Source organism: Veillonella ratti, from assembly GCF_003992115.1.
Taxonomy (GTDB): Bacteria; Bacillota; Negativicutes; order Veillonellales; family Veillonellaceae; genus Veillonella_A; species Veillonella_A ratti.
Genome location: NZ_RQUX01000005.1, coordinates 72,651 through 85,043, shown reverse-complemented (window position 1 = coordinate 85,043; position 12,393 = coordinate 72,651). Strand labels below are relative to the sequence as shown.

Here is a 12,393-nt window from a genome sequence, read left to right as displayed (position 1 = left end):
TGAAAACTCCTAATCGTTTATTTTTCGTCGTTAAAAATGCAATCCGCCTGTAAGATTACATTGGCATACGGTGTGGTTTCACCGGTGCGAATAATGCATTTACACTGTTTCGTTGCTTCTTTAAAGGCTTCGTGGTCGGTTCTGACCCATTCGTAGCGATCTTGCGGATATAATTCCTGAAGAACGGCATAGTTATGGGGATTCATTTCTTCCATAGGGGAGGCAATATGAATCGATTCGGCCTGCATATTGGCTTTCAAGACACGCACTACGGCTTCAAAACTTGGTGTTCCGAAGGTGAGGGCTAAGTCAATTTTCTGCACGCCGGCCGGTACGGGCAAACCGCAATCGCCGATGCAAATTGTATCGGTATGACCTAGATCGGCTAATACTTTAGCAATGTGACTGTTTAAGATTCCACCTTTTTGCATGATTAACTCCTTTTGGCTAAGAAGGCGGCCACTTCATCAGCCGTAGGCATACCTTCCTGAGCACCTAATTTTAAAATGGAAAGAGCGGCGGCTGCATTGCCGTATTGAAGCGCTTCATCCATGGTTTTATTATTGGCGATGGCTGTGGCGAAGGCCCCGTTGAAGGTGTCGCCGGCGCCGGTTGTATCTACGGGCGTTACGGTAAAACCGGGAACGGTGTGAACCTTACCGTCTTTGGCATAGGCCACGCCTTGTTTACCGAGAGTTACGATAATTTTTCCTTCATTGGCAAGCATGGTGCCTTCTGTTGCTTGATCCGGATATAGTGCAGCCAATTCGTGTTCATTAGGTGTAATATATGTGGCTGCTTCAAGCCAAGCCGAATCTAAATCGGCGGCCGGAGCGGGGTTTAAGAGGACTTTAATGCCGTTTTTAGAGCATTTTTCCGTAATATAGCCAATTGTCGATAAAGGGATTTCGTTTTGAACGAGCACTAAATCTGCTTTTTGGATAGCGTCCCACGCGTTGTCTACAACGTTTTTGTCGACTTTAGCATTGGCGCCGGCAATAACGATAATGCTGTTATCGCCTTCCGCTAAGGTAATGTGCGCGGTACCGCTGTTTTCACCTTCGATTACGGTGAGGTAATCAGTATTGATGTTATATTTATGGAGATTGTCCAAGACCATGCGGCCATAAGCATCATCACCGATGCATCCGACCATGGTAACCTGAGCCCCCAACTTGGCGGCCGCTACCGCTTGGTTAGCCCCTTTGCCGCCCGGCGAAATATTAAGCCCCGAGCCCATAATCGTTTCACCGGCTGCGGGACGTTTATCGGCCATGACGGTAATGTCCATGTTGCAACTGCCGATAACTACGATGTTATTCATTGTAGCCTCCTTAGTATTTAATAACGATTTCTCTAGTATACACTAAATTTCGTTAATTTAACAGATAGTAAAAGTCTTAATTTAGTATATACTAAATAATCGTATTTGCCTACTCTAAAAATACAAAAAAAGGGACCATTTGATTGATGGCGGGACAAAATGTAACCATATAGTGTAGCTTAATTAATTTTAAATACAGGATTATTTTTCTAAAGCTGTGTAAAGCGACGATTAAGGTTTTTTATTGTTTTAAAATATGTGTAAATCTATAAAATTAGGCTTATGTACGTATTTTTGATATAATATAGTAGTAAATGCTATGTAGTGAATTTGAAGAGGAAGGGTTGACGTCATTATGAGTGGAAATGGACAGGCGCGAATTGGTGAGGTGAATTTGGCTAATTCGGCTGATTCGGTAAAAGCGCCTCATTTGATGACTCTCGAAGCAGCTATCGGGGCACGGCGCAGTATTCGCCGTTATGAAGCAGTTCCTGTACCGCGAGCTCATATTGAGCATATGATTGACATGGCTAAAATGTCGCCGTCACCTAAGAATCGTCAGGCCTGGCGCGTACGCATATTGGATGGGGCTTCAAAGGAGGCTTTTGTTGAAATGGGCTATGCTTGTTTACAACGGCTCAAAGAAGCGGGGCAACGCTTCGGCAGTTTAGAAATCAGTCTGCATGCCATGAAAACAGCGGGAGCCGTACTTATCGTGTATAATCCGTTTGACGATGATATCGATTATGAACGCATCTGGGCTAAAAGTGATTTACAAGCCTTAGGGGCGTTTATCAATACAATTCTCTTAATGGCGACCGAATACGGTTTAGGCTCTTTGTGGATTAATGATATTTATTTTATTCAGGAAGAAGCGAAAGCATGGCTTAATTTAAGTCATGAAATTGCAGCGGTTGTAACGATTGGCGTGCCGGCTGAGCATCCATTTGCCAGACCGCGTAAATCCGTGGCGGAAATTGTGGATTAAGAGTATATAGTTATATTTTGTAATGTAAAGGAGACTATCAATGAGTGAATTACCTAATTGCCCAAAATGCGGCGAATCGTATACCTATGAGGATGGCCATCTTTATGTATGTCCTATGTGTGCCCACGAATGGTCGGCCGCCGATGCTGAAACCGCCGAAGGTGGTTTAGTTGTGCGTGATGCGAACGGCAATCTCTTGCAAGACGGCGATTCCGTAACTATTATTAAGGATTTGAAAGTAAAAGGGGCCTCCGTGTTAAAACAGGGGACTCGCGTTAAGAATATTCGCCTCGTTGAAGGTGATCATAATATTGATTGCAAAATCGACGGCTTCGGTGCCATGGCTTTGAAGTCGGAGTTCGTGAAAAAGCTGTAAGAACGAATAATTTATAAATCCATATTAGTAAGCTAAGAAGGGATCATAATAGAAATATGAGTTAAAAACTCAATGCTATTATGGTCCCTTTTGTTTCAGCAATAATGGTTAGATGCAGATTTAACACTTCATTCAAACAGGGCTCCCTAAAGGAGCCCTGTTTTTAGCATATAATTTTTTATTGTGATTTCAGTATGTGTTAAAGTTAGAGTACTCTGCATAATTAGCAATGTTATTTTATAACCGTTGGGTCTACAATATAGCTATGGAAAAAAGAATTGAAGGTACTCGAGACCATAGAATTGACGACAGTTCTTAGCTGTCAGAAAGGAACATATTATGAATATTTTATTTATTAATGGAAGTCCGAATAAAGAAGGAAATACGGCCCGATTGGCTACTGAATTACTTAAAAATGAGTCCTATGAGACACTGAACCTTATCGACTATAGAATTAATGTTTATGGGCAGGATTTGCCGGGTGACCGGTTGGATGATGTTCTTGAACATATTGAATCAGCCGATGTGATTGTCATAGGTTCCCCTGTATATTGGCATAATATCTGTGGCTCGGTACGAAATTTATTGGACCGCTTTTACGGGAAAGTTGAGCAAGGATCTTTATCAGGGAAAAAGCTTTACTTCATATTCCAAGGGGCGGCTCCGGAAAAATGGATGATTGAAGCGGGCGAATATACAATGAAACGCTTTGCCAAATTATACGGCCTGACCTATATGGGCATGGCCAAGAATGCTAAAGAGGCAGTAACATTAGCTGCTTCCTTATGATATGCAGTATAATTAAATAAGAAAACTAAAAAGGACAGGTTCGTCGTGAACCTGTCCTTTTGTTATAAGCGCTAAGGCTTATTGAATTATATGTTTATTATAAGCTGAACGTTTTGATTTCTGTTTCGTTGATGGAAGCTACGATATCATCCGCCAATTTTGCAAATAATTTTAATTGGTTTTGATGTAAAGCACCGCGAATATCGAGTGGGGTACCTACAATTTCCATGTCCTTAATTTCATTGGTGAAGTATTCCACCATGCGTTTCATAGCGGCGGAAGCCCAAGAATGGTTGCCTACAATGGACACCTTATGGTTATGGAAGTTGAGCGCTTTCAATTCATATAAAAGGTTTTCCATGGTAAGATATAAGGCTAAGTTATAAGTAGGGGCCATACAAACAAGATGGCTATATTTCCAAGCATCCGCAATGATATAAGACGGATTGGTCTTTGATACGTCGTAGATTTTAATATCCGTAATGCCGCGGAAGGATAACAAGCGCGCTAATTGCTGTGCCATTTCGGCAGTGTTGCCGTACATGGATCCGAAAGCGATAACTACGCCTTTCTTTTCGGCGGAGTAAGTGCTCCAGTGCATGTATTTTTCAACCATGTACTTAATGCTTTCCGGTGTACGCCAGATTGGACCGTGAAGCGGAGCAATCATTTTGATGCCTAAAGGAAGAACTTTTTTAATCGCGTTTTGTACCTGAACACCGTATTTACCAACGATATTGGTGTAGTAACGACGTGCTTCATCTTCATACACGCGTTCAAAGTCGAGCTGATCGGCGAAGATGTTGCCGTTGATGGTACCGAAGGTACCGAACGCATCGGCGGAGAAGAGGATGCCGTTGCTGGATTCAAACGTACAAGTTACTTCAGGCCAGTGAACCATCGGCATGGTATAGGAATGTAAGGTGTGTTTACCTAAGCAAATGCTGTCGCCTTCTTTAACTTCATAATAGTTTTCAGGGTGTGGACGGCCGTAGAATTGTTCAAACAAGCGGAATGTAGTGCGGTTACCTACGAGTTTAACATTCGGATAACGTTCAATGAGCTCAACCAAGGTGGAGCAGTGATCCGGTTCCATATGGTTAACAACTACATAATCGAGCTCGCGACCACGTAATAAAAATTCCACATTGTCAAAAAATTCCTGACGAATGCTGTCATCAACGGAGTCTACGATACAAGTTTTTTCATCATCGATAAAATATGAGTTATAGCTTACGCCCAACGGAATGGGAAACAAATTTTCAAAGCGTTCCGTATCCCAGTCGTTGCTGCCTATCCAATAGATATTATCTGTTAATTTCTGTGCGCATTGCATGTGCTTACATCCTTTCACTTAAGAATAACAAGAGCTGGTTATGTCTCTAAACTTATTCACCATCTTTTATGATACAAGGAATCAGGTAGATATGCAACTTATACTGAAGAAAAAAACGACATTTGTCATGCCGTTTTTTTCTTTTTGTATGCATTTTTTGAAATAATAGGTGATGTGAAACAGCTGATTTGTAAAACTAATAAATTAGCCGGTTAAACCGGTCAGTTAAACCGGCTAACTAGATCAATCAGCTACATCAGTCGTAAATATGAGCATTATTTGAAGTACGCTACGCCGGAAGCGAATACAGGCATACCCTGTTTGCCCGGTACGTTTTTGGAAATGCCGTGGCCCGTACGTTCGATGTGGCCCATTTTGCCGAAGACACGGCCGTCAGGACTGAAGAGACCTTCGATGGCGGCAACGGATTGGTTCGGATTGTAACGAGCGTCGTAAGAAGCAATGCCGTCCAAATCTACATACTGGGTAGCAATCTGGCCTTTGCGGTTAAATTCAACCACTTGAGCCGGGGAAGCAATGAAGCGACCTTCGCCGTGAGAAATCGGAATCGTGTAGATTTCGCCGGCTTTAGTGAGGCTCATCCAAGGTGATTTCGTGGAAATTACTTTGGTGCGAACCATACCGGAAATGTGACGGCCAATGGTGTTGTACGTCAAGGTAGGGCTGTCTGCCGTCATAGGGGCGATTTCACCGTATGGCAAGAGGCCTAACTTAATCAACGCTTGGAAGCCGTTACAGATACCGAGGGCTAAGCCGTCACGGTTGTTTAATAAGTTATGTAAGGATTCGCTTAAATACGGATTGCGGAACAAGGTAGCCATGAACTTACCGGAACCGTCCGGTTCGTCACCGGCACTGAAACCGCCCGGGAAGAAGACGATTTGAGCTTCGTCCAATTTGCGTTTCATTTCCTGAATGGATTCTTCCAATTCCGCTACGGTGCGGTTGCGGATAATAACGATGTCCGCTTCACCACCGGCCCGTTCAAAGGCAAGGGCTGAATCGTATTCGCAGTTCGTGCCAGGGAACACCGGAATAACAACACGCGGTTTGGCAATGGCAGGCGCCTGACGCGGTTTCGCTTTTTGATCGTGAATGTATGCGACCGCTTCGCCTTGACCGGATTTTGCCGTCAATGGGAAGATTGGTGCCAACGTGCTTTCATAAGCTGCTTCAAGGTCCGCTAAGGCAAGTTCGGTGCCGGCCACTTTGATGGCCGGTTCCTTGGTAAGCGTACCGAGCACTGTTACATATTCTTCCTTAGCCCAGGCAGCAGCTGTAGTTTCGTCGGTTTCGATAATCCAGGAACCGCTGTGCGGCGCGAATAACATGTCTTTTACGTCATCGTTAAGTTCTACGCCGATGCGGTCGCCAAGAGCCATTTTAGTGATGGCTGCAGCAATACCGCCTGCTTCTACTACATAAGCAGCTGCCACTTTGCCGTCACGCGCTTCTTTGGTGATGCGGTCGGCTTGAGCTTTAAATACATCAAAGTCAGGGGTATCGTCGGCTTTGCGTGGGAAGTCCACATGTAATACTTTGTGACCCGCTTCTTTGAAGTGCGGTGTCAAAATATTATCCACATGAGCCGTTGTTACGGCAAAGGCTACGAGGGTAGGCGGTACGGTTAAGTCCATAAAAGTACCGGACATGGAATCTTTACCACCGATGGCACCGATGCCCAATTCTTTTTGTGCTTTATAAGCACCGAGTAAAGCGGCTACCGGTTTGCCCCAAGCCGTTTCATCCTGATTTAAACGTTCGAAATATTCTTGTAAGGTTAAGTACGCTGTAGAGCGGTCACCGCCGAGGGCTACGATTTTGGCAACGGCCAACAGAATAGCCTGCTGCGCACCGTGGAACGGACTCCATTCGGATAAGAATGGATCAAAGCCGTGGGTCATGAGGCTGGCCGTGGTTGTTTCCGCATGAAGTACCGGCAATTTAGCAGCCATACCTTGTACCGGTGTTTTCTGATAGAGACCACTAAACGGCATGAGAACAGTACCGGCACCGATGGTGCTGTCGAAACGTTCGCCCAGACCCTGCTGCGACGTTACGGCTAAATCTTTCATGGTGTCGAGCCAATGCGCTTTAAGGTCCGTTACGGCCGGTGTGTTGTAATAGCCGGCAACCGGGGAAGCTACATGGGCTTTTTGATGCTGTTCAGCACCGTTAGTATTTAAGAAATCGCGGGAGATGTCGACAATGTTCACGCCCTGCCAAGTCATAGTGAGGCGGTTGCTGTCGGTTACATCCGCTACGATGGTAGCTTCGAGATTTTCTTCGTCGCAGTATTTCTGGAAAGCGTCCCAGTCTTTTTTTGCAATGACGCAAGCCATACGTTCCTGCGATTCGGAAATGGCAAGTTCCGTACCATCGAGGCCTTCATATTTCTTAGGCACGGTATCAAGGTTGATTAAAAGACCGTCCGTTAATTCGCCGATGGCTACGGATACGCCGCCCGCACCGAAGTCGTTACAACGCTTGATTAACGTGGTAACTTCCGGACGACGGAATAAACGCTGGATTTTGCGTTCTGTAAGGGGATTACCTTTTTGTACTTCTGCACCGCAGGAGGCGAGGGAAGATAAATCATGTTCTTTGGAGGAACCCGTAGCACCGCCGCAGCCGTCACGGCCGGTTTGACCGCCGAGCAGGACAACGATGTCGCCCGGTACCGGTTCTTCACGACGTACGTTAGTGCGAGGGGCAGCCCCGATAACGGCGCCGATTTCCATGCGTTTAGCTACATAGCCCGGATGATAGTATTCACGAACTTCGCCGGTGGCAAGACCGATTTGGTTACCGTAAGAGCTGTAACCGCGAGCGGCACCGGTCGTAATCTGTACCTGCGGTAATTTACCTTCTAAGGTTTCATCAAGCGGGGTGAGCGGATTGCCGGAACCGGTAACGCGCATAGCCTGATATACATAGGCACGACCGCTCAACGGGTCGCGGATACAACCGCCGAGACAAGTGGCGGCACCGCCGTAAGGTTCGATTTCCGTCGGGTGATTGTGCGTTTCGTTTTTGAATAATAAGAGCCATTCTTCGGTTTTACCGTTCACATCAACGGGCACAACGATGGTGCAGGCGTTGATTTCTTCGGATTCGTCGATTTCTTTGAGACCGCCTTGCGCACGCAACTCTTTAACGGCTAAGGTGGCCATATCCATCAAGGTGCGGGCTTTTTTACGGCTCGTATAGAGAACACCGCGGCCGGCCATGTATTCATCCAAAGCGGCACGAATCGGTGCTGTTGCCGGTGTATCATCGATGGTGATATCTGTAAGTTCCGTCATAAAGGTTGTGTGACGGCAGTGGTCGGACCAGTAGGTATCGAGCACGCGAATTTCCGTAATGGTGGGATTGCGTTTTTCCGTATTGGCGAAGTAATCTTGGATGAGCGCTAAGTCGGCATCGCTCATGGCAAGGCCCAAATCTTGACGAAGTGCTTTTAAAGCCGTTTCATCGGCGGTGATAAAGTTTTCAAGACTTTCAACCGGCTTCGGCGGCTGCACATCGAGGGCTAACGATGTTGGAAGTTCGAGCGATGCTTCGCGGGAATCGACGGGATTAATATAATAATGTTTTATACGTGCCAAATCATCGGCGCTGAGATCGCCTTCCAAGGCAAACACGCGAGCCGTGCGCACGGTGGCACCCGATTTGAGGGTTAACATGGCAAGACACTGTTCGGCCGAATCAGCTCTTTGGTCATATTGCCCCGGCACGTATTCGGTGGCAATAATATGTGTATTTTCGGTTTGTGGGAGGGTGTCAAAAAGCTCATCAACCGGTGGTTCGGAGAAAATAAGCTGTTTGGCATTGGCTAAATCTTCGTCAGATACGCCTTCAATGTCATAGCGTTCGTAAATAGTGACAGCTTTGACAGGAATATTCAGTTCCGTACGAATAGTTTGATACATGGAAGTAGCTTCGTGAGCAAAGCCTTCGCGTTTGCGGACGAAAATGCGATGAATTGACATAATAAGCCTCCTCTTAACATTGTCATTGGTGTACTGGCTATTGTGCAGTTGTTTAATAATAGATATAATATACCTATATTGACAATTCTAGTATATACGGTTTAGACTTATTAGTAAAGAAAAATTTGATTAGGAGGAATTAATAATTTCTTTCTTATAATTACATTGACTTATTAATAGATAAGCGATTAACAAGTATGTTAAAAATACTGTTATATAGTTTTGAAATTACTATTACACGTTACGTGGTTATGGTATTATAATAATAGTTAAGACTTATTAATAAGGTATTAATTGTAAGAGACTAAGCAGTTTGAACAATAAGTTGGGGTTTGAGTGATAGTTGTTGCTGTAAAGGAGAGAAGATTACAATGAGTATTTCTACTGATTTATATCGTACTTTTTTAGGGGTGGGCTTACACCTGTCTTTTTCAAAAGCAGCGAAAGAGATAGGTGTATCGCAATCGGCCATCAGCCAAAGTATTAAACAATTGGAAAAAGAGCTCAATATGGTGCTGTTCGAACGTACGACCAAATCGGTTTCGTTTACGCCGGAAGGTAAGGAATTGTTTGACACAGTGGCGAAAGCATTTTCCATTCTTGATAATGGCGTGACTCAATTACAGGATCGGTTGACTCATGAACAGGAAAGCGTTAAACTCGCTGCTACCGATACATTGTGTCGTCACTTCTTGTTGCCGTATTTTAAGAAATGGCAGGAACAGGAACAGGAGACAGGGCTTCAGATTACGAACCGTCCATCCCCTGATTGCGTGACTATGGTGGAAAACCGTGAAGTACAGCTCGCTATTGTCAACACGTATGAAGGCTTGGAATCTAATCCACAACTGGAAGTTATTGAGCTGCAAACGATGCAGGACATCTTCGTAGGCGGCCCGTTTTATAAAGGTATGGGCACAGTTGATGTGAATCGTCTCTTACAGGAGCCCTTATTACTGTTGACGCAGGGCGCCGCCAGCCGTGTGTTTTTTGACAAACTAACTAATAAAGCATTCAAAAAACCATCCTTCGAGCTCGGCAGCCTCGACGTGCTGATGGATTTAGTAGAAATTAACATGGGCATATCGCTCGTACCGGATATTTTGGTAAAACAGAAAATCAAAGAAGGTCGTGTGGTGGAAATTAAAACGGACATCGTAGTACCGCCGCGCAAGATTGCTTTGGTTCGTTCTCGTTTGTTGCCGATATCCCAAGGAGCCGCCAAATTTATTGACCTTCTGCTTAAGAAGTGATATTGTAGAATAATCAAGAAGAATAATTAAGGAGACTTTCGCATGGAATTATTAAAACAACGCATTATGGAGGAAGGCATTGTTCTGAACAATCGCGTCCTAAAAGTTGACAGCTTTTTGAATCATCAAATCGATCCAAAATTGTTTGTCGCTATGGGTAAGGAAATTGCGGCGCGCTTCAAAGATAAGGGCATTCAACGTATTGTGACCATCGAAGCTTCCGGGATTGCCGTAGCCTTGCCGGTGGCGATTGAAATGGATGTGCCATTGGTATTTGCGCGTAAGAAAAAATCGATTCTTATGACAGATGACGTGTATCATTCTGTTGTATATTCCTATACTAAAGAGGAAAATTATGATGTAACTATCTCCAAACGCTTCTTGCCGGAAGGTGAAAAAGTGTTGATTGTCGACGACTTTTTGGCCAGCGGTGAAGCAGCTATGGGGCTTTGCAAGTTAGTGGAAAGCGCCGGGGATACGGTAGAGGGGATTGCTATTGTTATTGAGAAATCCTTCCAACCGGGCCGTGAACGCTTAGAGCGGGCAGGCTACGATGTACAGTCTTTAGTACGCATTAAGGCGTTTGAAAACGATCGTTGCGTATTTATTGAAGAATAATATTTATTAGTTAAGGGGTGTAAGTTATGAACAGTAAAGCGGAAAAATTCGATCAGTTTTTGGCGGAACAAAACATAACCGGTTGGTTTGTTAAAGAAGAACATCAAGATGATGCCAATTCTGTAGTATATCGCGGTCACTTCGATGTAGCCGCACAACAATTGCCGTTGTTTGTGGTGCTCGATGATACGGTGTTCAATTTGATGCGCTTAATCGTGACTACCGGTGCGGTACCTGAAGATCGTCGTCAGGCGGTTGGCAGATACTTAAACGAATTAAACGGTCAGTTCAAAATTTTCAAATATTATTTAGGTGCCGAAGACCATGTGATTTATATGGATATCAGCGTTCCGTCTGCTGAAAATAACTTCAATCCTGAATTGTTGGTGCGTCTTTTGGCTGAAGTATTGGAACCGCATTTGGAAGAATTCTATCCTACTATTTTAGGTAAAGTTTTGGGAACCGAAACCGATCCTGCCGAAAAAGTAAACTAAGAGGTGCATTGTGGCAAACGCTAAGAATGAGAAAAGTGCAGTTTTTGAAAAGTTTTTGATTTCAGAAGATATTACCTGCTTCGACAAACGTAATATTGAAGATGAAGAAGATACAGTTGTATATCGTTCCTATATGCAAACTGATATGGGCGATATGCCTATCTTTGTGTTGCTCGATGCGACGATTTATAGCGTTATTCGCGTTGTAGTTAGCGCCAATGTAGTGACTTCCGAGAATTATCAGGCTATTACCGATTTTATTAATCGTGAAAACAGCATCTACAAAAACTTCAAATATTATGTTGAACAAGATGATAACAGTGTGTATTTAGACTGCATTTATATCAGTTCCAATACGGCGTTTGAGCCTGAGCTCTTATATGTGTTAATGAATCAAATCGTTCAATATATGCCTAAGGCTGTGCCGGCTTTGAAAGAAGCCATGGGGATCGAACAATTACCGGATCCTTTTGCGCAACATGCCCATGAACATTAATAATCAAGGTGTTCTCTTATGCAAATAAGGGAACATCTTTTTTTATAAAAATATCGATATTAATGTTCGGATAGTATCGAACGTTAAGAAAAAATAATCTTTATATATTCGGATATTATGTTGACTAATAAGAGGGCTTTTGTTAGAATTTAGATAGAAAGTCTAATTCTGACCGCAGGGTAGTTTTTATTCTACAGCTAGGAGGTATACACATGAAAGTTGGCATCGTAATGGGTAGTGACTCTGATTTGGGAGTTATGAAAAAAGCCGCCGACGTATTAAAGGAATTCGGCATTGACTATGAAATGGTTATTGCATCCGCTCATCGTACGCCGGAAGAAGTTAAGAAATTTGTAACACGTTTGGAAGCAGAAGGGGCTATTGCGTTTATCGCAGGCGCCGGCGCTGCCGCTCACTTACCGGGTGTAATCGCCAGTTTCACCGTATTGCCGGTAATCGGCGTACCGCTTAATGCGACTGCATTAAAAGGCATTGATGCTTTATTGGCCATCGTTCAGATGCCATCGGGCATGCCGGTAGCCACTATGGCCGTAGACGGCGCTAAAAATGCGGCTTTATTTGCCGTTCAAATCGGTGCCGCACAAAACGCTAAATTGAAAGAACAATACAAGACATATCGTGACGACATGGCAAAAGCTGTTATTGCCAAAAACGAAAAACTACAAGCGGAATTAAATAAATAATA

The 12,393-nt window shown here is 44.1% G+C and carries 12 protein-coding genes; 8 read left to right on the top strand and 4 right to left on the bottom strand.

The genetic code is table 11. The features are described 5' to 3' along the window. Nucleotides 1-17: 17 nt before the first annotated feature. Complete coding sequence (gene rbsD, locus EO124_RS03510) at nt 18-431, bottom strand: D-ribose pyranase (RefSeq protein WP_021841912.1); 414 nt, start codon at nt 429-431, stop codon at nt 18-20. A 2-nt stretch (nt 432-433) separates the two neighbouring features. Continuing rightward, nucleotides 434-1,324 carry a ribokinase gene (rbsK, locus tag EO124_RS03505; RefSeq protein ID WP_127058354.1) on the bottom strand — a complete coding sequence of 297 codons (891 nt, stop codon included), beginning with the start codon at nt 1,322-1,324 and terminating at the stop codon, nt 434-436. A gap of 355 nt (nt 1,325-1,679) precedes the next feature. On the opposite strand from rbsK, the gene EO124_RS03500 reads away from it, so the two are divergent. From EO124_RS03500 to EO124_RS03490, 3 genes are all read left to right on the top strand, one after another. Beyond that, on the top strand, nt 1,680-2,312 hold the full coding sequence (locus tag EO124_RS03500; RefSeq protein ID WP_127058353.1) for a nitroreductase family protein: 633 nt from the start codon (nt 1,680-1,682) through the stop codon (nt 2,310-2,312). Between the two features lie 40 nt (nt 2,313-2,352). Beyond that, nucleotides 2,353-2,688, top strand: coding sequence for a zinc ribbon domain-containing protein YjdM (locus tag EO124_RS03495; protein ID WP_127058352.1), 336 nt, complete (start codon nt 2,353-2,355; stop codon nt 2,686-2,688). Between the two features lie 339 nt (nt 2,689-3,027). Further along, the gene (locus tag EO124_RS03490; protein WP_127058351.1) at nt 3,028-3,477 is read left to right on the top strand and encodes a flavodoxin family protein; all 450 of its coding nucleotides are present in this window, start codon (nt 3,028-3,030) and stop codon (nt 3,475-3,477) included. A 97-nt stretch (nt 3,478-3,574) separates the two neighbouring features. Here EO124_RS03490 and EO124_RS03485 read toward each other — a convergent pair whose 3' ends face one another. After that, nucleotides 3,575-4,813 (bottom strand): FprA family A-type flavoprotein, encoded by a 1,239-nt coding sequence (locus tag EO124_RS03485; RefSeq protein WP_127058350.1) that lies wholly within the window; start codon nt 4,811-4,813, stop codon nt 3,575-3,577. A gap of 275 nt (nt 4,814-5,088) precedes the next feature. Next, complete coding sequence (locus tag EO124_RS03480) at nt 5,089-8,826, bottom strand: phosphoribosylformylglycinamidine synthase (RefSeq protein WP_127058349.1); 3,738 nt, start codon at nt 8,824-8,826, stop codon at nt 5,089-5,091. Nucleotides 8,827-9,197: 371 nt separating this feature from the next. Between EO124_RS03480 and EO124_RS03475 the strand changes: the two genes are divergently transcribed. From EO124_RS03475 to purE, 5 genes are all read left to right on the top strand, one after another. Further along, nucleotides 9,198-10,079 (top strand): LysR family transcriptional regulator, encoded by an 882-nt coding sequence (locus EO124_RS03475; RefSeq protein WP_127058348.1) that lies wholly within the window; start codon nt 9,198-9,200, stop codon nt 10,077-10,079. Nucleotides 10,080-10,121: 42 nt separating this feature from the next. Next, entirely contained in the window at nt 10,122-10,697 is a 576-nt protein-coding gene (locus EO124_RS03470) for a xanthine phosphoribosyltransferase (protein ID WP_127058347.1), read from the top strand. 26 nt (nt 10,698-10,723) lie between these two features. Then, the gene (locus tag EO124_RS03465; RefSeq protein ID WP_127058346.1) at nt 10,724-11,191 is read left to right on the top strand and encodes a YbjN domain-containing protein; all 468 of its coding nucleotides are present in this window, start codon (nt 10,724-10,726) and stop codon (nt 11,189-11,191) included. Between the two features lie 10 nt (nt 11,192-11,201). Continuing rightward, nucleotides 11,202-11,687 carry a hypothetical protein gene (locus EO124_RS03460; protein WP_127058345.1) on the top strand — a complete coding sequence of 162 codons (486 nt, stop codon included), beginning with the start codon at nt 11,202-11,204 and terminating at the stop codon, nt 11,685-11,687. 212 nt (nt 11,688-11,899) lie between these two features. Next, nucleotides 11,900-12,391, top strand: coding sequence for a 5-(carboxyamino)imidazole ribonucleotide mutase (gene purE, locus EO124_RS03455; protein ID WP_127058344.1), 492 nt, complete (start codon nt 11,900-11,902; stop codon nt 12,389-12,391). Nucleotides 12,392-12,393 lie beyond the last annotated feature (2 nt).